This is a genomic window from Streptomyces chrestomyceticus JCM 4735, from assembly GCF_003865135.1.
GTDB classification, from domain to species: Bacteria; Actinomycetota; Actinomycetes; order Streptomycetales; family Streptomycetaceae; genus Streptomyces; species Streptomyces chrestomyceticus.
In genome coordinates, this window is record NZ_BHZC01000001.1 from 4,824,415 (window position 1) to 4,845,170 (window position 20,756).

22 protein-coding genes are annotated in these 20,756 nt (G+C 71.6%); 13 read left to right on the forward strand and 9 right to left on the reverse strand.

The genetic code is table 11. The features are described 5' to 3' along the window. Positions 1-46: 46 nt before the first annotated feature. The 3 genes from EJG53_RS20755 to EJG53_RS20765 all read right to left on the reverse strand — a co-directional run bounded on the left by EJG53_RS20755 (position 47) and on the right by EJG53_RS20765 (position 2,437). Positions 47-1,087 (reverse strand): phosphotransferase, encoded by a 1,041-nt coding sequence (locus tag EJG53_RS20755; protein WP_125046080.1) that lies wholly within the window; start codon positions 1,085-1,087, stop codon positions 47-49. Between the two features lie 23 nt (positions 1,088-1,110). Beyond that, positions 1,111-1,527 carry a pyridoxamine 5'-phosphate oxidase family protein gene (locus EJG53_RS20760; protein WP_125046081.1) on the reverse strand — a complete coding sequence of 139 codons (417 nt, stop codon included), beginning with the start codon at positions 1,525-1,527 and terminating at the stop codon, positions 1,111-1,113. A 250-nt stretch (positions 1,528-1,777) separates the two neighbouring features. Then, complete coding sequence (locus tag EJG53_RS20765) at positions 1,778-2,437, reverse strand: response regulator (RefSeq protein WP_125049476.1); 660 nt, start codon at positions 2,435-2,437, stop codon at positions 1,778-1,780. 352 nt (positions 2,438-2,789) lie between these two features. On the opposite strand from EJG53_RS20765, the gene pdhA reads away from it, so the two are divergent. Genes pdhA through EJG53_RS20780 form a run of 3 tightly spaced genes read left to right on the forward strand, consistent with a single transcriptional unit; the run spans position 2,790 to position 6,454 of the window. After that, positions 2,790-3,980 (forward strand): pyruvate dehydrogenase (acetyl-transferring) E1 component subunit alpha, encoded by a 1,191-nt coding sequence (gene pdhA / locus EJG53_RS20770; RefSeq protein WP_125046082.1) that lies wholly within the window; start codon positions 2,790-2,792, stop codon positions 3,978-3,980. Between the two features lie 2 nt (positions 3,981-3,982). After that, entirely contained in the window at positions 3,983-4,966 is a 984-nt protein-coding gene (locus EJG53_RS20775) for an alpha-ketoacid dehydrogenase subunit beta (protein WP_125046083.1), read from the forward strand. 21 nt (positions 4,967-4,987) lie between these two features. Then, complete coding sequence (locus EJG53_RS20780; RefSeq protein WP_125046084.1) at positions 4,988-6,454, forward strand: dihydrolipoamide acetyltransferase family protein; 1,467 nt, start codon at positions 4,988-4,990, stop codon at positions 6,452-6,454. Between the two features lie 105 nt (positions 6,455-6,559). Here the strand turns inward: EJG53_RS20780 and EJG53_RS41155 are convergent, their stop codons facing one another. Beyond that, positions 6,560-6,736: a hypothetical protein gene (locus EJG53_RS41155; protein ID WP_167515145.1), complete on the reverse strand. Its 177-nt coding sequence runs from the start codon at positions 6,734-6,736 to the stop codon at positions 6,560-6,562. Between the two features lie 225 nt (positions 6,737-6,961). On the opposite strand from EJG53_RS41155, the gene EJG53_RS20785 reads away from it, so the two are divergent. From EJG53_RS20785 to EJG53_RS20805, 4 genes are all read left to right on the forward strand, one after another. After that, a complete protein-coding gene (locus EJG53_RS20785; protein ID WP_125046085.1) occupies positions 6,962-7,807 on the forward strand; it encodes a GNAT family N-acetyltransferase in 846 nt (281 codons plus the stop codon). A gap of 560 nt (positions 7,808-8,367) precedes the next feature. Beyond that, the gene (locus EJG53_RS20795) at positions 8,368-9,249 is read left to right on the forward strand and encodes a helix-turn-helix domain-containing protein (RefSeq protein ID WP_125046086.1); all 882 of its coding nucleotides are present in this window, start codon (positions 8,368-8,370) and stop codon (positions 9,247-9,249) included. Between the two features lie 3 nt (positions 9,250-9,252). Further along, complete coding sequence (locus EJG53_RS20800; protein ID WP_125046087.1) at positions 9,253-9,444, forward strand: DUF397 domain-containing protein; 192 nt, start codon at positions 9,253-9,255, stop codon at positions 9,442-9,444. 39 nt (positions 9,445-9,483) lie between these two features. Further along, positions 9,484-9,699 (forward strand): DUF397 domain-containing protein, encoded by a 216-nt coding sequence (locus EJG53_RS20805; protein WP_125046088.1) that lies wholly within the window; start codon positions 9,484-9,486, stop codon positions 9,697-9,699. Positions 9,700-9,703: 4 nt separating this feature from the next. Here EJG53_RS20805 and EJG53_RS20810 read toward each other — a convergent pair whose 3' ends face one another. Continuing rightward, complete coding sequence (locus EJG53_RS20810) at positions 9,704-10,633, reverse strand: LysR family transcriptional regulator (protein WP_125046089.1); 930 nt, start codon at positions 10,631-10,633, stop codon at positions 9,704-9,706. A 148-nt stretch (positions 10,634-10,781) separates the two neighbouring features. On the opposite strand from EJG53_RS20810, the gene EJG53_RS20815 reads away from it, so the two are divergent. After that, the gene (locus tag EJG53_RS20815) at positions 10,782-11,837 is read left to right on the forward strand and encodes a YncE family protein (protein WP_125046090.1); all 1,056 of its coding nucleotides are present in this window, start codon (positions 10,782-10,784) and stop codon (positions 11,835-11,837) included. Positions 11,838-11,843: 6 nt separating this feature from the next. Here the strand turns inward: EJG53_RS20815 and EJG53_RS20820 are convergent, their stop codons facing one another. Next, the gene (locus tag EJG53_RS20820; protein ID WP_174856433.1) at positions 11,844-12,092 is read right to left on the reverse strand and encodes a hypothetical protein; all 249 of its coding nucleotides are present in this window, start codon (positions 12,090-12,092) and stop codon (positions 11,844-11,846) included. A 181-nt stretch (positions 12,093-12,273) separates the two neighbouring features. Here EJG53_RS20820 and EJG53_RS20825 point away from each other — a divergent pair, with 181 nt between their 5' ends. After that, complete coding sequence (locus tag EJG53_RS20825) at positions 12,274-12,570, forward strand: hypothetical protein (protein ID WP_125046091.1); 297 nt, start codon at positions 12,274-12,276, stop codon at positions 12,568-12,570. An 80-nt stretch (positions 12,571-12,650) separates the two neighbouring features. Here EJG53_RS20825 and EJG53_RS20830 read toward each other — a convergent pair whose 3' ends face one another. Then, positions 12,651-13,406 (reverse strand): TetR/AcrR family transcriptional regulator, encoded by a 756-nt coding sequence (locus EJG53_RS20830; RefSeq protein WP_125046092.1) that lies wholly within the window; start codon positions 13,404-13,406, stop codon positions 12,651-12,653. Between the two features lie 173 nt (positions 13,407-13,579). Between EJG53_RS20830 and EJG53_RS20835 the strand changes: the two genes are divergently transcribed. After that, positions 13,580-14,566 carry an NAD-dependent epimerase/dehydratase family protein gene (locus EJG53_RS20835; RefSeq protein WP_125046093.1) on the forward strand — a complete coding sequence of 329 codons (987 nt, stop codon included), beginning with the start codon at positions 13,580-13,582 and terminating at the stop codon, positions 14,564-14,566. Between the two features lie 21 nt (positions 14,567-14,587). Here EJG53_RS20835 and EJG53_RS20840 read toward each other — a convergent pair whose 3' ends face one another. Together EJG53_RS20840 and EJG53_RS20845 are read right to left on the reverse strand one after the other, a co-directional pair. Then, complete coding sequence (locus EJG53_RS20840; RefSeq protein ID WP_125046094.1) at positions 14,588-16,081, reverse strand: MFS transporter; 1,494 nt, start codon at positions 16,079-16,081, stop codon at positions 14,588-14,590. A 4-nt stretch (positions 16,082-16,085) separates the two neighbouring features. Next, positions 16,086-16,697, reverse strand: a complete 612-nt coding sequence (locus EJG53_RS20845) for a TetR/AcrR family transcriptional regulator (protein WP_125046095.1) — start codon at positions 16,695-16,697, stop codon at positions 16,086-16,088. Between the two features lie 141 nt (positions 16,698-16,838). Between EJG53_RS20845 and EJG53_RS20850 the strand changes: the two genes are divergently transcribed. The 3 genes from EJG53_RS20850 to EJG53_RS20860 all read left to right on the forward strand — a co-directional run bounded on the left by EJG53_RS20850 (position 16,839) and on the right by EJG53_RS20860 (position 20,652). After that, a complete protein-coding gene (locus tag EJG53_RS20850) occupies positions 16,839-17,162 on the forward strand; it encodes a hypothetical protein (protein ID WP_244955249.1) in 324 nt (107 codons plus the stop codon). Between the two features lie 250 nt (positions 17,163-17,412). Then, entirely contained in the window at positions 17,413-18,885 is a 1,473-nt protein-coding gene (locus EJG53_RS20855; protein ID WP_125046096.1) for a UDP-glucose dehydrogenase family protein, read from the forward strand. Between the two features lie 90 nt (positions 18,886-18,975). After that, positions 18,976-20,652, forward strand: coding sequence for an MFS transporter (locus EJG53_RS20860; protein ID WP_244955251.1), 1,677 nt, complete (start codon positions 18,976-18,978; stop codon positions 20,650-20,652). Positions 20,653-20,756: the final 104 nt, after the last annotated feature.

Sequence of the window (20,756 nt, forward strand, 5' to 3'; positions counted from 1 at the left end):
TCACCGGCCGCCCGCTGTCACGTTCCTGGCCGGCCCAGAAGCCCCCTCACTCCGTGAAAGCCCCCTGGACCGCCCCGTACTCCCGCGTCCACCACACCGCCAGCGCGGCCGCCGCCGGGAACTGCGGGTCGGCCCGCCGGTCGCCGAGCCGGTAGCGCCAGTCGAGCATCCAGAAGTCGTTGAGGCGCTCCCACCACACCCGGTGGACGGCGGCGGCCAGTTCCGCCGCGCCGGCGCCCGAGGCGCGGCGGTAGGCGCCCGCGTAGGCCCGTACCTTCGGCAGGTCGAGGGTGCCGGCGGGCTGGACGAAGAAGATGGCCGCGGCCCGTACGGCCTCCTCGGCGCGGGGCTGCACGCCCAGCCGGTCCCAGTCGACGATGGCGGCGGGTTCGGCGCCCCGGTAGAGCAGGTTGAGCGGGTGGAAGTCGCCGTGGACCCAGCCCGTGGCGGGTACCTGCGCTGCTGCGGGGCGCCGGTGCGCCTCCCGTTCCAGCAGCGTCCGGCGTTCCAGCAGCCGGTGTTCGGCGAGTTCGTCGAAGCTGCTGCGCGGGCGGGTCCGGCGGGCGAGCGCGAGCAGTTCGTCGATCATCTCGAAGGTCCGTGCCGGGTCGGCGCCCGGGTGCTCGTACGGGGCGCGGGGCCCCGCCGGGTCGCGCGTTATGACCTGCTCCAGCGCGGTGTGCACATGGCCCAGCAGGGCGCCCAGGCGGCGCGACTGGAGCCGGGTGAGGGCGGCGCCGTCACGGTGGCGGCCCTCGACCCACGGGTGCAGCGCGTAGCACCGGCCGCCGAGGACCGTGACCGTACGGCCGTCCGCGTCGGCGAGCGGCGGGGCGACCGGCAGGCCGAGCGCGCCCAGGCGGCGCGTGGCGCGGTGCTGGCGGGCGATGGCGGCCTGGTCGCCGTCGAGGTGGTGTTTGAGGAAGTAGCGGCCGTGGGTGGTGGCGAGGCGGTAACCGTGGTTGAGCAGTCCCTCGGCGACCGGCTCGCACGTCAACGGCTCCCCGGCGCCGTAACGGCGCAGCAGGGAGCCGAGGATGTGTCCGTCGGGCGTGGTCACCGTCCGGACATCGGATGAGCGCAGCACGCGCCAGATGTTAGATCACTGCGTCACGCTGAGTGGGCGTATCGGAACACAGGGACATCGCAGAGGTAGTGGACCTTGACAAACTCCGCTTCTATGCGGAGGAAAACCGGGTCGAAGGGCTCTCCGTCGGCCAGCCGCGGCGTGGGGCCGAACAGTTCGAACTCGGCCGGCGTGGGCGTGACGGCGCGGGCGGTGCCGGTGAACTGGACGGACCAGGTGTCGTTGGCGCCGGAGTTCACGTTGTCGGCCTCGTAGGCGACGACATTGCCGTCCAGGGCGCGGTGGTAGCCGTGGCCGCGATGCAGCCGCAGCAGCAGCCGGCCGTCGCTCACGACATGCCGTGTGACGGCGGTGAAGGGCAGCGCCCGCTGGCTGGCCGACACCCGTCCGTAAGGGACGCGGTTCAGCAGCTCGATGGCATGGAGGTCGTCGGTGGGCATGGCTACACCCTGCCGTGCCGGTGCGCACGAAAGTAGGGGCCCCAGCCCTGGTGGAAACGGGACGTTGGTCCTGAATCGTGCGGCAATTCTCCGCTTGGGCGCTGTTTCAGGAGGTCAGAGGGGTTACGGGCGCCGAATTTTCCCTACTCTTGAACGTTCACCCACGATATTCGTTCACAGATTCCACCCGGGATTTTCACAAGAGACCGGCGGCCGTCCCGTACGCGGCCGCCACTCCGCCCCGTACCGGCTAGTGCCGCTCCGCCTGCATCCGCGCCACATAAGCGGCCGCCTGGGACCGGCGCTCCATGCCCAGCTTGGAGAGCAGGCTGGAGACATAGTTCTTGATCGTTTTCTCGGCGAGGTGCAGCCGCTCGCCGATCGCCCGGTTGGTCAGTCCCTCGCCGATCAGGTCGAGGATCTTGCGCTCCTGCTCGGTCAGGTTGGCCAGCCGGTCGTCGCCGCGCGGGTTGTTGCCGTCCCGCAGGCGCTCCAGTACGCGGGCGGTGGCCACCGGGTCCAGCAGCGACTTGCCGGCCGCCACGTCCCGTACGGCGGTGAGCAGCTCGTTGCCCCGGATCGCCTTGAGCACGTACCCGGACGCGCCCGCCATGATGGCGTCGAAAAGCGCTTCGTCGTCAGCGAAAGAGGTGAGCATCAGGCAATTGATCGACTCGTCCTGGGAACGGATCTCCCGGCAGACCTCCACCCCGCTGCCGTCCGGCAGCCGGACGTCGAGCACGGCGACGTCGGGACGGGTCGCAGGGATCCTGACCAGGGCATCTGCGGCGGTGCCGGCCTCACCGACCACCTCGATGTCCGCCTCCACCGAGAGCATCTCGTGGACGCCGCGCCGCACGACCTCGTGGTCGTCGAGCAGGAATACCGTGATTTTTCCTTCTTCGCGCACCTGCTCAGTCTCACACACGAAGTCTTCCCGTGCTCCAGGTCACCGATATAACGTGCCGTTGTCCCGGCGGACTGCAACGCTGTGAACAGGGGATTGCCGACTGGTCGGCGCGAATGCTCGGAAATCCAAGCAAAATACTTGGAACCCCAAGCAAAGTCGCAGGTCAGGGCCCCTTTCGCCTAGGCTCCGGAAGTAGGGCACAACGCCCCTTCCGGCAGGCCGTGGCCGGGGCACCTTGTTCCACCCGGGCCGCGCCGTGCCGCACACACCCCGTGCGCCGTATCGGATACCGGGTGAGCCGCAATACGGCCACCGGCGGACCCCGGGGGCCGGACAGACGGAGGAGCAGCACGTGACCGTGGAGAGCACTGCCGCGCGGAAGAACACCCGCGGTGGCGGCAAGCGCACCACCGCAAAAAAGGCGTCACCCGCCAAGGCGAAGACGGCCGCCCAGGCCCCTGCCGAGGCGGAGCAGGACCAGCTCGTACAGTTGCTGACCCCCGAAGGCAAGCGCGTCGAGCACCCCGAGTACGCGATCGACCTCTCGGACGAGGAACTGCGCGGCCTGTACCGGGACATGGTTCTCACACGGCGCTTCGACGCCGAGGCGACCACCCTCCAGCGCCAGGGTGAGCTGGGCCTGTGGGCCTCGCTGCTGGGCCAGGAGGCCGCCCAGATCGGCTCCGGGCGCGCGCTGCGCGACGACGACTACGTCTTCCCGACCTACCGGGAGCACGGGGTCGCCTGGTGCCGCGGCGTGGACCCGACGAACCTGCTGGGCATGTTCCGCGGCGTGAACAACGGCGGCTGGGACCCCAACAGCAACAACTTCCACCTGTACACGATCGTCATCGGCTCGCAGGCGCTGCACGCGACCGGCTACGCCATGGGCGTCCAGAAGGACGGCGCCGACTCGGCGGTCATCGCGTACTTCGGCGACGGCGCCTCCAGCCAGGGCGACGTGGCCGAGTCCTTCACCTTCTCCGCGGTCTACAACGCGCCCGTGGTGTTCTTCTGCCAGAACAACCAGTGGGCGATCTCCGAGCCCACCGAGAAGCAGACCCGGGTCCCGCTCTACCAGCGCGCCCGCGGCTACGGCTTCCCCGGTGTGCGGGTGGACGGCAACGACGTCCTGGCGTGCCTGGCCGTGACCAGGGCGGCCCTGGAGCGGGCCCGGGCGGGCGAGGGCCCGACGCTGGTCGAGGCGTTCACGTACCGGATGGGCGCCCACACCACCTCCGACGACCCGACGCGCTACCGCGCCGACGAGGAGCGCGAGGCGTGGGAGGCCAAGGACCCGATCCTGCGGCTGCGCACCTACCTGGAGACCGAGGGCATCGCCGACCAGGCGTACCTGGACGCGATCGAGGAGGAGAGCGAGACGCTGGGCAAGCGGGTGCGCGAGGTGGTGCGCTCGATGCCGGACCCGGACACCATGGCCATTTTTGAGAACGTGTACGCCGACGGACACGCGCTCGTCGACGAGGAGCGCGCGCAGTTCGCCGCGTACCAGGCGTCGTTCGTGGACGCGGAGGAGAACTGACCATGGCTGTCTTCGAGAAGATCACGCTGTCCAAGGCGATCAACGCGTCGCTGCGCGCCTCCATGGAGGCCGACCCCAAGGTCCTGGTCATGGGCGAGGACGTCGGCAAGCTCGGCGGCGTCTTCCGGGTCACCGACGGGCTGCAGAAGGACTTCGGCGAGGAGCGGGTGATCGACACCCCGCTGGCCGAGTCCGGCATCGTCGGCACCGCCATCGGCATGGCGCTGCGCGGCTACCGGCCCGTGGTGGAGATCCAGTTCGACGGTTTCGTCTTCCCCGCGTACGACCAGATCGTCACCCAGCTCGCCAAGATGCACGCCCGCGCCCTGGGCAAGATCAAGATGCCGGTGGTCATCCGTATCCCCTACGGCGGCGGCATCGGCGCGGTCGAGCACCACTCCGAGTCGCCCGAGGCGCTGTTCGCGCACGTCGCGGGCCTCAAGTGCGTGTCGCCCTCGAACGCCTCGGACGCGTACTGGATGATGCGCCAGGCCATCGAGAGCGACGACCCGGTCATCTACTTCGAGCCCAAGCGCCGCTACCACGACAAGGGCCGCCTGGACACCGAGGCGATCCCCGACCCGCTGCACGCGGCGCGGGTGGCGCAGGCCGGTACGGACGTGACGCTGGCCGCCTACGGCCCGATGGTCAAGGTCTGTCTGGACGTCGCCAAGGTCGCCGCTGAGGAGGGCAAGTCGGTCGAGGTCCTGGACCTGCGCTCCATCTCGCCCATGGACTTCGACGCGATCCAGACCTCGGTGGAGAAGACCCGGCGGCTGGTCGTCGTCCACGAGGCACCGGTCTTCCTCGGTTCGGGCTCGGAGATCGCCGCCCGCATCACCGAGCGGTGCTTCTACCACCTGGAGGCGCCGGTGCTGCGGGTGGGCGGTTTCCACTCGCCGTACCCGCCGTCCAGGCTGGAGGACGAATACCTGCCGGGACTCGACCGGGTGCTCGACGCGGTCGACCGCGCGCTGGCGTACTGAAGGGCTTGAGGAGTAGTGACCATGACTGCAACCGAGCAGCGCTTCCGCGAGTTCAAGATGCCCGACGTGGGCGAGGGACTCACCGAGGCCGAGATCCTCAAGTGGTACGTACAGCCGGGTGACACCGTCACCGACGGGCAGGTCATCTGCGAGGTGGAGACCGCCAAGGCCGCCGTGGAGCTGCCCTGCCCGTACGAGGGCGTGGTGCACGCGGTGCACTTCGAGGAGGGCGCCACCGTCGACGTGGGCACCTCGATCATCGCGGTGGACACCGACCCCGGCGCCGGTCCGGCCGAGGCAGCCGCCCCGGCCGCCGCTGCCGAGCCCGCGCCGGCCGCCGACGAGGAGGACGCCGAGCCGCAGGGCCGGCAGGCCGTCCTCGTCGGGTACGGCGCGGCCCCGTCGTCCACCAAGCGGCGGGCGCGCAAGCCGCAGCCGGGCGCGGCGGCTCAGGAGCCGGCCGCCGCGGCGGTCCAGGCGGAACTGAACGGCCACGCGGCGGCACCGGCCCCGGCCGCCCCCGCCGCCTCACCGGCCGCTCCCGTCCCCTCCGCCTCCCCGGCCGCCGTCCCCGTGGCCGGGCGGCCGCTGGCCAAGCCTCCCGTCCGCAAACTGGCCAAGGACCTCGGCATCGACCTGGCCACGGTCACCCCGACCGGCCCGGACGGTGTGATCACTCGCGAGGACGTGCACGCGGCGGCGGCCCCCGCGCCCGCCCCCGAGGCCTCGGCCCCGGCTGTGGCCCCGGCCGCCACCGCGCCCTCCTCGGGCTCCGAGGCGGTCCGCGCCCGGGAGACCCGTATCCCCATCAAGGGCGTACGCAAGGCCACCGCCCAGGCGATGGTCAACAGCGCCTTCACCGCGCCGCACGTCACGGAGTTCATCACCGTCGACGTGACCCGCACGATGAAGCTCGTCCAGGAGCTGAAGCAGGACCCCGACATGGCGGGCCTGCGCGTCAACCCGCTGCTGCTGGTCGCCAAGGCGCTGCTGGTCGCCATCAAGCGCAACCCCGAGATCAGCGCGGCCTGGGACGAGGAGAACCAGGAGATCGTCCGCAAGGACTACGTGAACCTGGGCATCGCCGCGGCCACCCCCCGCGGTCTGATCGTCCCGAACATCAAGGACGCGGACGCCAAGACCCTGCCGCAGTTGGCCGCCGCGCTCGGCGAGCTGGTCACCACGGCCCGCGAGGGCAAGACGGCGCCCGGCGACATGGCGGGCGGCACGATCACCATCACCAACGTGGGCGTCTTCGGCGTCGACACCGGCACCCCGATCCTCAACCCCGGGGAGCCGGCGATCCTCGCCATGGGCGCGGTCAAGCTCCAGCCCTGGGTCCACAAGGGCAAGGTCAAGCCCCGCCAGGTCACCACGCTGGCGCTGTCCTTCGACCACCGTCTGGTCGACGGCGAGCTGGGCTCCAAGGTCCTCGCGGACACCGCGGCGATCCTGGAACAGCCCAAGCGCCTGATCACCTGGGCCTGACGGGGCACGGCCCGGGCTCCGGCCCCGTACGACATGAGGGCGGGCCCGGAGGCGACCGAAACGGTTCGCCTCCGGGCCCGCCCTCTCGGCGTCCTGGCTCGGTGCTCAGCCCCGGATGATCTCGACGGCGCGGCTGAGGTGCCCCACGGGCCCGCCCGGCGCCGAGCCGTCGGCCTGCGCCGCGCCCTTCGTCAGCGCGACACCGCCCCACAGCGCGGCCACGAGCAGCGCGACCATGACGGTGGTCCGAGCACGGCGGCCGGCGTTCGTCCTGGACTGCATGGTGGTCTCCCCTTGCGTACGGTTCGGGGCCTCGGGCGGCCCCACCCCTCCATTACTTCACGGGATATCGCCCATGTCGTACGCGTCAGGTACAGACTCACGTCAGCCTTAAGTCGGACACCGGCCCGCCGCCGCGTACATCCTTCGGCAGATCGCGCCCCCGGTGACGGCCCCCGCCGGCAAATGAAGTTGCCACCCCCGCCCACCCCGCCTACCGTCATCCGGATGAGCAGCCCGACGATCATCCGCCCCTACCGCCCGGCGGACGAGCCCGCCGTCATGGACCTGTGGTCCCGCGCCGTACGCCGGGCCCACCCGTTCATCGAGGGCGAGGGTACGGGTGAACGCGCGCGGCAGCTCCGCGAGGTCTACCTCGTCCAGGCGGACAACTGGGTCGCCGAGGACGAACACGACGGCACCGTACTGGGCCTCCTCGGCCTCCTCGGCTCCGAGATCGGCGGCCTCTTCGTGGCCCCCGAGGCACAGGGCCGCGGCATCGGCGCCCAACTCCTCGAACACGCCGCGTCCCTCCACGGCGCCCTCACCCTCGGCGTCTTCGCACGCAACGAGGCGGCCCGCGCGTTCTACGCCCACCTCGGCTTCACGGAACGCGACCGCCGCACGGACGAGGCCACCGGCGAGGAGGTGATCACCCTGGGCCGCCCGGCGCCGCTGCGCTCCGTGAGCTGGCTGCACATACGGGACGGCCGCCTGCTCAGCGTCCGTACGCGCGGCAACGACACGTTCTACCTGCCCGGCGGCAAGTACGAACCGGGAGAGACCGCGCCCGAGGCCCTCTCCCGTGAACTCTCCGAAGAACTCGGCCTGTCCGTCCCGGCGGCGGACCTCTCCGAAGCCTTCACCATCCACGCCTCCGCCCACGGCGTGAACGCCGGCCGCCGCCTGCACATGACCTGCTTCACCGGCGGCCCCCAGGACATCGCCCCCGCGCCCGGCCGCGAGATCGCCGAGTACGCCTGGTTCGACCGCCACGAGGCGCGCGAGCGCTGCGCGCCGGCTCATATGCGCGTGGTCAACCGCTTGATCGCGCAGGGCCGCATGACCGCGTGAGGGGGCCGGCCCGGAGCCCCGGTTCCAGCTCCGCCCACACCGTCTTCCCGACCGTACGGGGCTCGATCCCCCACCGTTCGGCGAGCCCGCCCACCAGCACGAGCCCGTGCCCGGACGTGGAGGCCACCCCGCGCCTCCGCCGCGGCACCCGCTCCCCCGAGGATCACTGACCTCGATCCGCAGCAGGGTCGGCCCCAGCACCAGCCGCACCCGGAAGAGCCGCCCCCGCAACGACCCGTGCAGCAGCGCGTTGGTAGCCAACTCCGAAACCACCAGCGCCGCATCCCCGGCAACCTCCTCCCACCCCCACTCCGCCACCAGCCGCGCGGCCCGCCGCCGGGCGAGGGAGACGCTGCGGGCGGTGGGGGTGTAGTCGAGCGAGTCCACGTGGATGAGTTGGGGAACGGGCATGGCTGATCGCCTCCGTCGGGGTGCCAACGTGCTCGCTGTGCGAGCGAGTGGATACAGACGGTAGTGTTGCTGTGTGTGATGAAGCAAGTTGCTCGCGCAGAAACTTTTACTGGCGATAGCTTGGTCAACTCAGGGGGAGGGGACGGGACATGACAGCAGGCCGACCCGAACGTGGGACCTCGGTCTCGACGGTGCTGGGCCGCAGACTGGGCGGCGAACTCCTGCGTATGCGCGAGACACGCGGCCTGCGCCAGGCCCACGCGGCGGAGGCGCTCACGGCTTCGGTCCCGAAGGTCGCGAAGATGGAGCCCGGGCTGGTGCCGATGCGTGATCCGGACATCCGTGCGCTGTGTCATCTCTACGGGATGGATGACGCCGGCACGGTGACGCGGCTGTTGAGCTTGGCGAAGCTGGACCGGGAGCGGCGGAAAGCGAAGGGGTGGTGGAACGAGTACCCCGCGCTTCGGGACATGGTGGAGTACGTGGCGCTGGAAGATGTCGCGTGTAGCGTGCGTACCTGGCAGCAGGTAATTGTCCCCGGCCTATTGCAGACAGCTGACTATGCGCGTGCCCTCGCGATGGGCAACGGGAAGTGGGACGATCCCGGGGACGTCGAGCCGTTCGTCGATTCGCGTCTGGCGCGACAGGCCAGGCTTGTCGGTGATGCGCCGTTGCAGTTGCGGGCGGTGGTTCACGAGAGCGCACTGCGCCAACTCGTGGGTGGCCGAGCGGTGATGCGGACGCAACTCGCTCATCTCCTGGAGCAGGTGGGCCGCCCGAATGTGAGTCTCCAGGTGCTACCGAGCGCGGCCGGAGCCAACCCTGGCATGAACTGCGCTTTCACCATCGTCTCGTTCGACGGTCCCGGAGCGATGGACGTGGTGCACATGGATACGACCTCGGCTACTGTCTGGCTGGAGAGCGAGTCCGACGCCGCACACCACCGGGTGATTTTCGACCGCATCACGCGTCTCGCACTTGCACAGCACAACTCGGCAGACCTTATCGCTGGTATCCGCAAGGAGATGTAGCCCGTGCCTGACTTCGCCTTCATAAAGTCCAGCTACAGCGGAGGTAACCCAGGACAGGAATGCGTCGAGGTCGCGACCAACGTGCCCGCCGTCGTGGCCGTCCGTGACTCCAAAAACCCTTGTGGGAGCACCTTGCTCTTCGGGGAGCGTGAGTGGTTGGTCTTCCGGTCCGCCGTGGTCGACGGGAAGATATGACCTGCGAGTGTGAATCCGTGACCTGACCGGGGAGGCAGCGTGACACGGAACATATTCCAGTTCGCCAAGTCCAGCTACAGCAGCCCGATCGGAGGGGAGTGCGTCGAGGTAGCGACCAACGTGCCTGCCGTCGTGGCCGTCCGGGACTCCAGGGACGTGTCGGGTCCGGTCTTGCTCGTCGGAGGACGGGAGTGGCTGGCCTTCCGCTCCGCCGTGATCGACGGCCAGATATGCGCGACATCACTCACCGCCTAACCCCTCATGCGCGGCCGGGGCCGAGCACTTCCTCTGCCCCGCCAACCCCCCGCCCCCGCACCGCCGCAGCCAGGTGCTCGCGGAACCACCGGTGGCCCGGGTCCGCCGAGTTGCGGGGGTGCCAGGCCATGCCGAAGTCGATGGCGGGGAGGTCGAGGGGGATGGGGAAGGTGCGCAGGCCGAGGGCGGTGATGGTGCCGGGGAGCCAGTCGGTGAGGGTGAGGGCGACGAGGTCGGTGTCGCGGGCGAGGATCATCGCGCTGGTGTGGCTCGGGACGACGACCGCGACCCGGCGGTGCAGCCCGCGTTCCGCGAGGGCGCTGTCGATGGGGCCGAGGCGTTCGCCGTGCCGGGAGATGCCGATGTGGCCGGCCGCGGCGAAGCGGCGGGCGTCGATCCGTCCGTCGAAGAGCGGGTGACCGCTGCGGGCGACGCCCGCCACCGTCATCCGGGTCAGCGGCTGGGTGCGGATCTCCGGGTCGAGGGGCCCCAGTACGCCCAGTTCCACGTCCACCGAACCCTGCCGCAGCGCCGGGCCGCCCTCCGCCGCCTCCGGCAGGAACACCACGTCCACGTGCGGGGCTTCCTGGTGGATGCGCTCGGTCAAGATCCCGGCCAGTCCCGACAGCATCAGGTCGGTGGCCTGCACGGCGAAGGTGCGCTGGAGGTGGGCGGGGTCGAACCCGGCCCCGGGCCGCAGGACGTTGTCGCAGCCGCGCAGCAACTCCGCGACCTCGTCGCGGAGTTCCAGGGCACGCGGGGTCGGGACCAGGCCCTGGCCGGCGCGGACCAGCAGCGGATCGCCGACCGCGCGGCGCAGCCGGGCGAGGGTGCGGCTGACCGCGGCGGGCGACGTACCGAGCCGTCCGGCGGCGCGGGTCACGCTGTTCTCCTGGAGGAGGGCGTCCAGGACGCGGAGCAAGTTGAGATCCAATGACGCTCCTGAGCTGGGCTTTTACGTTTGGGGCAACTATTGGATGCCGATCCTTGCATTGTTCGCCGGGTCGCCGCGAGCCGAGAGTGGAGAAGTCCGCGAATACGCGTGACGCCCCGTCCACACCACACCACTCAAGGAGTTCGCCATGCCGCAGTCAGCGCGCACCGGCCGGGACGGTGACGTCCTGGCCGTCGTCAGTCAGACCGGTCCGTCGGTCGCGTTCTTCGACGCCGCCACCGACCGGCACGTCGGTACGGTGGACGTGCCGGCCCAGCCGCACGAGCTGTGTTACGACCCGACGCAGCGGTTGCTGTGGTGCACCAGCACGTACCTCTCGGGCTACTACCACGCGAACAGCGGCCGGAGCACCGAACTGACCGTCATCGACCCCGGCACCCGGCGCGTTGTCGAGGTCATCGACCTCGCACCGGAACACGGCCCGCATGGCCTGGCGCTCGACACCGCGCGCCGCCGCCTGTACGTCAGCGTGGAGGGCTCGGCGGACCGGCCCGGCGGCGTCGTGGTGATCGACACCGAGACGCGCCGGCCGGTGGGCCGGATCGACACGGACGCGCCCGGACCGCACTGGTTCGCCATCGACCCCGCGGGCACGGCGGGTTACGCCACCAACAAGGAGGCGCCGTTCGTGTCGGTCGTGGACCTCGAACGGGGCGTCCTCACGGCGAAGGTGGAGGTGCCGGGCAGCGAGGGGCTCGCCGTCGCCGCCGACGGCACGCGGGTCTTCGTCGCCGCTCCGTACGCCGGTTCCGTGCTCGCCGGTTCCGGGGACCGGCCGGACGCCGGCATCCAGGTCATCGACGCCCGGACGGCGTCCGTCGTCGGCACCCTGCCCACGGAACACGTCGTCGTACCCGTACACCTGACCTCGGCGGGCCAACTGCTCGTGGGCGAAGAGCGGATGGCATCCGACCCGGAATCCCAGCCCGGAGGACACGCGCCGGGGCGTCTCACAGGGTTCTCCGCCGGGACCGGCGAGCGCTTGGGCGGGATCGAGGTGGGGCGCGCCCCGCTGACCATCACCTCGTCGCCGGACGGCCGTCTCGGGTACGTGGCCTGCATCGCGTCGTCCACCGTCGAGGTGGTCGACCTGGAGACCTGGCAGATGCTCGCCCGGCTGGACATCGCCAAGCGCGGCGAGGCGGGGGCCCACGGGCTGGCGTACATCCCGCGTGCGGCCTGAGCGCACTCAACCGCCGGTCACTGCCCGACGTGCCTCGTTGTAGACATCCCGGACCTCGTCCATGGCGGCTCGCCACTGCGGGTCGTCACGGTGGAGGGTGTGCACGAGGCGCTGTGCGGCTTCCATGCGCTGATCGAGGTCGCGTCGCCGCTTCAGCTCGACGGCCGTCGCCCACTTGAGCCGGAAGCCCTTGATGCGCTCGGACGACCCCGCTTCTGCGGCCCTGGTGCACTGTTCGTCGGGTTGGGCACTCATGCCGCTGCCCTCTCCTTCGTACCGGGTACTGGCCGGGGTGGCGTCGTGCTCTCGCATCCTAGGGCGGCAGTCGGGGTGCGTGCTGCTGAAGCGAGCCGACGGGGCTCACGTACGACGGACATGACTCCCCGGATCACGGGCAGGCGGCCCCGGCACCTATGAGCGCCGAGAGGAGCGTGTGATGCGGAACAAATGGGTCAAGCGGGCGGCCGTGGCCGCGAGTGGGGTGTTCGTGGCGGGGGCGTTGCCGCTGATGACGGCGGGGCCGGCGCAGGCGTGGTCGTGGGACTGCCAGCAGTATCTGCGGCACAAGGGGTACAACGTGCCGGTCGGCGGCAAAGCCGCCAAGGCGTGTTCGATCGCCGAGGACGGCGAGGGGTCGCGGTACTCGCTCGACATCTGCCGCCAGCGGCTGGAGGCGCTGCACGTCAAGGACAAGTACGTGAAGCCGGCTTGCAAGAAGGGCGCTGCGCGGTAGGGGGCGCAACCTGCGGGGCCTTGGCGACGGACATCGCCAAGGCCCTTTTCCGTGATGCGTGATCCGTGAGACGTCGGGCGTCAGGCGTCGGGAGAGAGCTTCACCGCGTCGGCCAGTGCCCCGATTTCGAGGGCGAGGAGCGTCGCGGAGTCGTGGCCCATGCCCTGGAAGCTGCCCTGGACTTCGAGGCTGACGATGCCGTGCATACGGGACCAGGCGAGCACGGAGGCCGCGAGCGCGGGGACCGGGTCGTCGGCGGCGGGGGCGTACGCGGCGGCCCACTCGGCGACCGCAGGGGTGTCCGTCACCCAGGCGCGCACCTCGTCGTACAGCGGCTCGGCGGCCGGCCACGGCGTGCCCTCGGCCAGGACGGCCAGGAACGGGCCCATGACCGCGCGGGCGCTGTCCGTGGTGTGGGCGGGGGCCTCGTACGTCGCTGCGGGGGTGCCCGCGAGCAGCAGGTAGCGGTGCGGCTGGGCGAGGGCCCAGTCGCGGTACGCGTGGGCGAGGGCGAGCAGCCGGTCGCGCGGTGACCGGTCGGCGGTCCGGTGCGCGGCCGTGCGGATGGCCTCGGCGGCGTCCTCGTACGCGTCGCTGATGAGCGCGGTGAGCAGGTCGTCGCGGTTGCGGAAGTACTTGTAGAGCGCGGGGCCCGACATGCCGAGGGTCTTGGCGATGGCGTTGATGCTCAGCGCCTCGATGCCGCCCTCCGCGATCTGCGCCAGCGCGGCCTGCTTGATCTCTTGCTGGAGCTGGGCCCGGTAGCGCTGGCGTGGGGTTTGGGGGGTGGGGGCCCCGGAGGAGGTGGAGGGAGCGGAGGGCGTGGAGGGGGGCATGTGGCGGCTCCAGAGGTCGGGCAGGGCGGCGCGGGTTCTTTGGTGTGTCCGGAGGCAGGGTATCGAGTCTAGTTTTGGTTAGAGGTTGTAGCTATAGTGAGTGATGCAAGCGCGGGGCGTCGTGGTGCGGCGTTCCGCGGTCCTTCGTGCTTCTTCGAGGTCAGGGGTCTCTCATGTCCGCAGCCACGCCGTCCGCCCCGCTGCACGTCGTCCTCGGTACCGGCCCGGCCGGCACCACGCTGGCCGAGGAACTGCTCCGGCAGGGCTTCCGCGTACGGACCGTCGACCGCTCGGGCCGGGGTGGCCTGCCAGGGGCGGAGAACGTCGCCGCCGACCTGGGGTCCCCGGCCGCCGCCCGGGAGGCGGTGGCCGGGGCCGAGGTGGTCTACCACTGCGTCAACGTGGCCTACGAGCTCCAGGTGGAGGTGATGCCCGCCCTTCAGAAGGTCATCGTGGACGCCGCGGCGGCGGCCGGTGCCCGGCTGGTGGTGATGGACACCGTCTACCCGTACGGGCCGTCCGGCGGCGTGCCGCTGACCGAGGACTCCCCGTGGCGGGCCACCTCCCGTAAGGGGCGCATGCGGGCCCAACTGGACGGGGCGTACCTGGCGGCCCACGACGCGGGCCGGCTCCCGGTCGTCCTGGCCCGCGCCGCCGACTTCTACGGGCCGCGCGTCCTCAACTCCACGCTGGGCGGCACGACCTTCCCGGCGGCCCTGACCGGCGGCACGGTCCTTGCCCTCGGCGCCCTGGACCTGCCGCACAGCTTCACGTACATCAAGGATGTCGCCCGCGGCCTGGCCAGGCTCGGCCAGGAGCCGGACGCGTACGGGCGGGCCTGGCACCTGCCGACGGCCCCGGCTCCCACGGTGCGCGAGGTGCTGGCTCTGGTGCGGGAGCGTGCCGGGGTTCCGTTCGAGACGGAGGTGCTGGCGGAGCCGCGTCCCTGGGGGCCGTTCGACGAGACGTTCATGGCGGAGTACGCCGAGATGTTCTACCAGCACACCGAGGCGCAGACGATGGTCTCGGACGCGTTCGAGCGGCGCTTCGGCATGGCGCCGACCCCGCTGCCCGACGGGATCGGCGCGACGGTGGAGTGGTACCGGGAGTGGCTGGTGGAGCAGGGGGCGGCGGTGGGGGCCGGGGAAGGTACGGCCTGAGGGGCAGTCTGGGGCGGCGCTTCAGGGAGTCGGTTGCCCGGCCGGGGCGGGAGACGGTGCTTCGTCGTTGCTCGACACCGCTGCGGTCCGTGCCCGTCCTGGCAGCCGAAGCGCCAGGGCCATGCCGACGGCTGCCACACCAGCGAGGATCGTCAGCGTCGGGGCCATGGCGGAGATGAAGGCGTGATCGTCCCCGTAGGGCCCGCCATCGGGCCTCGCCCCAATCCCGGGCACGGCGAACGCCGTCATCAGCATGGTCGCCGCGGCCACCCCCAGCGTCGGCCCGATGTTCATCGCCGTCTGCTGGAGACCGCCGGCCACTCCGGCGGTGTGCGCGGACGCCTGGCGTACGACGACGGCCGTCGCGGTCACCATCACCGTGCCGAACCCGGCGCCCAGCAGCAGGAAGCAACTGCCGACGGCCACGCTGCCCGACCCCTGGCCGAGCCGGGACATCAGGAACACGCCGCCGGTGATCAGAGCCGCCCCGTACAGCGTCGTGCGGCGCGCGCCCAGCAGCCGCAGCAGCACGGCCGAGGCCGGCGCGCCCAGCACCATCGTCACGGCGAGCGGCAGCGTCTCCAGGCCGCTGCGGAACGGGTCCAGCGCGAGGACGTCCTGGAGGTAGTACGTGCAGAGGAACAGCGCGCCGAACATGGCCGCCGAAGCGCTGACCAGGATGCCGAGGGCCGGGGTGACGCCCGGGGCGCGGAGCACGCGGGGCGGGACCAGCGGCGCGGGCGTCCGCGACTCGTGCCGTACGAAGGCCGCTGCGGCCACGACGGCGGCCGCGAGCCCGAGGGTAGTGACGGGCGTCCAGCCGGACTCCGGCAGCCCGACGAGCGTGTGCACCAGGCCGCTCAGGGCCACGGCGAGCAGGCAGGCGCCGGGCAGGTCGAGCCGGTCCGGCCGTACGGCGGCGGGTGTGGGCTCGGCTTCGTTCGCGGGGCGCGGCCCTGGCATCCGTACCGCCAACGCCACGGCGCACGCTCCCAGCGCGGGCAGCACGTTGAGGAAGAACACCGCCCGCCATCCCAGGTGGGCGGCGAGCGCGCCGCCGAGCACGGGACCGGCCGCGGCTGCGAGCCCGATGGCGCTCGTACGGATCGCGATGGGCTTGCCGAGCCGGTCGGGCGGGTAGGCCGCGCGGAGCATGCCCAGCGTGGCCGGCTGCAGCAGCGCGCCGAACACGCCCTGGGCGACGCGCAGGCCGATGACCCAGCCGATGCCGGTGGCCAGTCCGATGCCCGCCGAGGTGACGGCGAAACCGAGGACCCCGGTGGCGAAGACGCGCCGGTGGCCGTAGCGGTCGCCGAGCCGGCCCGCGAAGACGAGCAGCCCCGCCACGGCGATCAGATAGCCGGTGCTCGCCCACTGGACCTGTACGAAGGTGGCGCCCAGGTCCCGTTGCAGGGTGGGCTGGGCGACGGTCAGCACGGTGCCGTCCAGGGCGACGATCACGGCCCCGGTGATGCTGCTGACGAGTGTGAGGCGCCGGAGGCGGGCTGGGGTCACAGGATCACCGGGTCGCCGGGCCGAGGTGCGCGTCGAGCGCGGCGCTCAGCAGCGGTTCGACGTCGGCGGTGCCGGTCGCGAGCTGGAGGCTGCCCCATCCCCACAGTTGGGCGATGCCGTGCAGGTTGGCCCAGAGGGCGCCCGCTACGACGGCGGGGTCGGCGGCCGGGCGGGGCCCGGCCTGGGCGGTCAGGTCTACGAGCGTGCTGAACAGCGGCAGGCTCGTGTCCCTTAGCCCGAGGTGGCCGCTCTCCAACAGGTCGTGGCGGAACATCAGCTCGTACATGCCGGGGCGTGTGCGGGCGAAATCCAGGTAGGCACGGGCAAGGGCGTGCAACTGCGCGCGCGGGTCCGGCAGGCTGTCGGCCGCCGACGCCGCGAGGTGCTCCGACAGCTCGCCGAAGCCCTGCCGCGCGATGGCGGACAGCAGGGAGAGGTGCGTGGGGAAGTAGCGGCGCGGGGCCCCGTGCGAGACACCGGCGCGGCGGGCGATCTCCCGCAGCGTCAGCGCCTGCACTCCCTCGGTCGCGACCAGTTCGGCTCCGGTGGCCACCAGGCGGGACCGGAGTCCGCCGTCTTCCGGCTGCGGCCCCGAGGGCTCGCTCGACGTGTGCATAGACAGTGTCTACCAGCGAGGAGTAGACACTGTCTACTCGCCGTTCCCGGTTGCTGTGGGATAATGATCATGGCCCGCGCGACGCGGGTATCTCATAGGTGTACGCCCGGCTCTCCCGGGCGGAAACGGGGTTTACGGGAAATGCGGATTTCCGGAAAGCGCGGCCGGATGGCCGGAATCGCGGCCACCGCGGTGTTCGTCGGCGGCACGCTGCTCGGTACGGCTTCGCCCGCCAGCGCGGTGTCCAACGATTACGCGTGCGGCAACTGGAAGAGCGGCAAGCACAAGTGGACCGCGAGCTGCATCGTGTGGAGCGGCAAGGCGCGCGCCGAGACCGAGTGCTGGAATTCCAAGCGGAAGACCTACGCCAAGAACGGCGCCTGGGTCGGCCGTGGCTCGTGGACGTTCGGCGGCGACTGCGGCAAGGACAAGCTGGTGTCGGTCGGTACGAACTGGAAGCGCTGACCTGGCGCGGCAGCGGCCGGCAGCGCTGACCTGAAGCGCTGATACGAAGGGCGTCCGGGGGCGGTTCCACCACCACCCCGGACGCCTTTTCCGCTACGGGAGGCCGGCTCCGGCTGCGCCTTCGCACCGCACCCCGCACACTGGCAACAATTGCCTCGTCGCGTGGCACGAAGCCGTAAACGGCGGCACGAATCCGTGATTCCGGGGGCGCGGCGAATCAAATCAGCAGCACCGAAGGGGCTGATTTGTGATGCGAGTAGCGGTCGTAGGACAGGGATATGTGGGCTTGACCGGAGCGGTCGCCCTCGCCCATCAAGGGCATCACGTCACCGGGATCGAGCAGGACCCGGACCGGCTGCGCGTCCTGGACGCGGGCCGGGCCCCGGTCTTCGAGCCCGGACTGCCGGAGCAACTGGCGGCCGCCCAGGCCACCGGGCGGCTCGGTTTCTCCGGCTCCGTCACCGAAACCCACCGGCGGACACCGTTCGACATCGTGCTCGTCACGGTCGGCACACCGCCCGCCGCCGACGGGTCCGCCGACCTGACGCAGGTCACGTCCGTACTGGACGAGGTCCTGCAACTGCTGCCCGCCCCCTGCGTGGTGCTGAAGTCCACCGTGCCGCCCGGTACGAGCGCCGTGCTCGCCGAGACGTACCCCGGACTGCGGGAACGCTTCGCGTACAACCCCGAGTTCCTCAACCAGGGCAGCGCGCTGGACGACTGGGCCGTGCCCGCCCGTATCGTGGCCGGCACCTGGGGTGAGGCCGGGCTGCGGGCGCTGCGCGAGCTGTACGAGGGGATCGCCGCGCCGTGGGTCGAGACCACGCCGTCCGGCGCCGAAATGATCAAGTACGCCAGCAACGCCTTCCTCGCCACGAAGATCAGCTTCGCGAACGAGGTGGCCGGCATGTGCTGCGGCCCGGACATCGACGTCGACCACGTGATGCAGGGCGTCGGCTTCGACCCCCGGATCGGCCACGCCTTCCTCCAGCCCGGCCTCGGCTACGGCGACTCCTGCCTGCCCAAGGACACCAACGCGCTGGCCCACTGGGCGAGCACCGAGGGCCTGCCGACCCCGCTGCTGCGCGCCACCATCGCCGTCAACGACGCCCAGTTCGGGCTGGCCGTCCAGATGCTGCGCACCGAACTCGGCGACGGGCCCGCCGACGGCCTGGCGGACGCGGAGATCGCGGTGCTCGGCGTACGGTACGAGCCCTGGAGCGACGACCTGCGGGCGGCGCCCAGCCGGACGGTGGTCCCGGCGCTGCTCGGCCAGGGCGCGCGCGTACGGGTGTGGGACCCGGGCACCGACACGGACGCCATCGCGGGACTCTTCCCCGGCGCCCGCCCCGCGCCCGGCCTGACGGAGGCGGTCGAGGGGGCGCACGCCGTCGTGGTGCTCACCGAGTGGCCGCAGGCGATCGAGGCGGACTGGCGGGCCCTGTCCGCCCTGCTGTACGAGCCGCGGCTGGTCATCGACGGCAAGAACTGCCTCAGTCCGGAGCAGATGGCCGCCCTGCCCGTCCGCTACCGCAGCATCGGCACCCGGCTGCCCGCGTCGGCCGTCAGCGGCCGGTCGGGCCCGTCCGTCAACGGGAGGTCCGGCCCGTCCGCCAGTGACAGGTCCGGCCCGGCGGCCGGTGCCCGCGGCGCGGAGCCGGGGCCGGGCGCCGCGGTCCGCAGTCGCCCTCCGGAGCCGCCGCCCCCTCTCCCAGACCGGTGAATATCGGGACGTAAGGAACCGTGCGCGGCCGTCGCGGGTACGGACACAGGGACACAGCGGTCGGCGCCCACGGCGAGGAGAGCGTTTCCGGTGAATCAGCCACCCACGCTGGACGAGCCGCCCCCGGACGAAGCACCCCCGGAGGCGGCCCGTCCGGAACCGTCGGCGTGGGCCCCGATGCGCCGCCGGATGTTCCGGGCGCTGTGGATCGCCCAGCTCGCCGCCAACATGGGCACCTGGATGCAGACCGTCGGCGCCCAGTGGCTGATGGGCGACCTCGGCGGCGGCCCGCTGGAGGTCGCCCTCGTCCAGACGGCCACCACCCTGCCGGTCTTCGCGCTGGTGGTGCCCGCCGGAGCGCTCGGCGACATCCTCGACCAACGGCGGCTGCTCCTCGGCGGGCAGCTCCTGATGTTCATCGGGGCGGCCGGCCTGGCCGCCGTCACCGCCGGTGACCGGGCCACCCCGACCCTGCTGCTCCTGCTCACCGCCGTGATGGGCGTCGGCGAGGCCTTCTGCATCTCCTCCTTCCAGTCCATCCAGCCCGAACTGGTCACCAAGGACGAGATCCCCCAGGCGGCCCTCCTCAACAGCGCCAACGGCAACGTCGCGCGCGCCGCCGGACCGGCCCTCGGCGGCATCCTGATCTCCGCCGCCGGACCGGCGGCCACCTTCGGGATCAACGCGCTGTCCTTCCTGGGCGTCATGATCGTCCTGTACGCCTGGCGGCGGCCCGCCACCCACCGCCCGCTGGGCTCGGAGCACGTACGCGGCGCGATCCGCGCGGGCGCCCGGTACGTCCGCAGGGCTCCGGAGTTCGGCGCCGTACTCGGCCGCTCCGGGCTGTTCATGCTCTTCGCGGGCGGCCTGTGGGCGCTGCTCCCGGCGATCGCCCGCGGCCCGCTGGGCATGAGCGCGGGCGGCTACGGGCTGCTGCTCGGCTGCGTCGGGGTGGGCGCGGTGGCCGGTGCGCTGGCCCTGCCCGCGGTACGGCCCCGTACGACGACGAACGGCCTGGTCACCGTCGCGATGATCCTGTACGCGGCCACCATGGCCGTGATCGGACTGGTCACGTCGTCGATCGTCGCCGCCGTCGCACTGATCATCTCGGGGCTGGCCTGGGTGGCGGTGCTGTCCACCCTCTCCGCCTCCGCCCAGATCCTGCTCCCCGTCTGGGCGCGCACCCGCGCGCTCGCCTACTACCAGCTCGTCTTCATGGGCGGCCAGGCGGTGGGCGGGGTGGGCTGGGGACTGGTGGCCGACTGGTTCGGCGTGCAGAGCGCGTTCGTGATCGCGGGCATCGGGCTGGCCCTGACCACGGTGGTGGGCATGCGGACGATGCCGATGCCCGCGGGCCACATCGACATGGAACACGTCCAGCACTGGCCCGAGGCGGAGAGCATGGAGACGCCGGGCCGCAACATCGGGCCCGTCATGGTCATCGTGGAGTGGCGGGTGGACCGGCCGGACGCGGAGGCGTTCATCCGGGCCATGCGCCCGGTCGGGCAGGCGCGGCGGCGCACCGGCGCCACGATGTGGGGCCTGTACGAGGACATGGACGACCCGACGCTGTTCCTCGAAACGTTCACCGTCGTCTCCGAGCGGGAACACCTGCGCCAGCATCTGGAACGCGGGACCAAGGAGGACCAGGAGCTGGAGCTCCGGGCGCGCGGCCTGACCCGCCCCGGGAGCGCTCCCCGCGTACGGCATCTGATCTGGGCGTACGCACTGGACCGCGACGAGGAGCTGACGGCGCACGAGCACTGAGGCGGGGCGCGCCGACTGTGCTGTGCGCCCCTGGTCCGCCCCGTCCGCACCCTCCCCGCCCCCGTCCGCATCCTGGACCGCCCTCCCGGACGCATACGTGTTGT

Bases quoted from the DNA above. Each gene is read 5' to 3' on its own strand.
- EJG53_RS20760 (WP_125046081.1), bottom strand. From the start codon at position 1,527: ATGCCCACCGACGACCTCCATGCCATCGAGCTGCTGAACCGCGTCCCT.
- EJG53_RS20775 (WP_125046083.1), top strand. From the start codon at position 3,983: ATGGCTGTCTTCGAGAAGATCACGCTGTCCAAGGCGATCAACGCGTCG.
- EJG53_RS20780 (WP_125046084.1), top strand. From the start codon at position 4,988: ATGACTGCAACCGAGCAGCGCTTCCGCGAGTTCAAGATGCCCGACGTG.
- EJG53_RS41155 (WP_167515145.1), bottom strand. From the start codon at position 6,736: ATGCAGTCCAGGACGAACGCCGGCCGCCGTGCTCGGACCACCGTCATG.
- EJG53_RS20785 (WP_125046085.1), top strand. From the start codon at position 6,962: ATGAGCAGCCCGACGATCATCCGCCCCTACCGCCCGGCGGACGAGCCC.
- EJG53_RS20795 (WP_125046086.1), top strand. From the start codon at position 8,368: ATGACAGCAGGCCGACCCGAACGTGGGACCTCGGTCTCGACGGTGCTG.
- EJG53_RS20815 (WP_125046090.1), top strand. From the start codon at position 10,782: ATGCCGCAGTCAGCGCGCACCGGCCGGGACGGTGACGTCCTGGCCGTC.
- EJG53_RS20820 (WP_174856433.1), bottom strand. From the start codon at position 12,092: ATGAGTGCCCAACCCGACGAACAGTGCACCAGGGCCGCAGAAGCGGGG.
- EJG53_RS20825 (WP_125046091.1), top strand. From the start codon at position 12,274: ATGCGGAACAAATGGGTCAAGCGGGCGGCCGTGGCCGCGAGTGGGGTG.
- EJG53_RS20830 (WP_125046092.1), bottom strand. From the start codon at position 13,406: ATGCCCCCCTCCACGCCCTCCGCTCCCTCCACCTCCTCCGGGGCCCCC.
- EJG53_RS20835 (WP_125046093.1), top strand. From the start codon at position 13,580: ATGTCCGCAGCCACGCCGTCCGCCCCGCTGCACGTCGTCCTCGGTACC.
- EJG53_RS20845 (WP_125046095.1), bottom strand. From the start codon at position 16,697: ATGCACACGTCGAGCGAGCCCTCGGGGCCGCAGCCGGAAGACGGCGGA.
- EJG53_RS20850 (WP_244955249.1), top strand. From the start codon at position 16,839: ATGCGGATTTCCGGAAAGCGCGGCCGGATGGCCGGAATCGCGGCCACC.
- EJG53_RS20855 (WP_125046096.1), top strand. From the start codon at position 17,413: ATGCGAGTAGCGGTCGTAGGACAGGGATATGTGGGCTTGACCGGAGCG.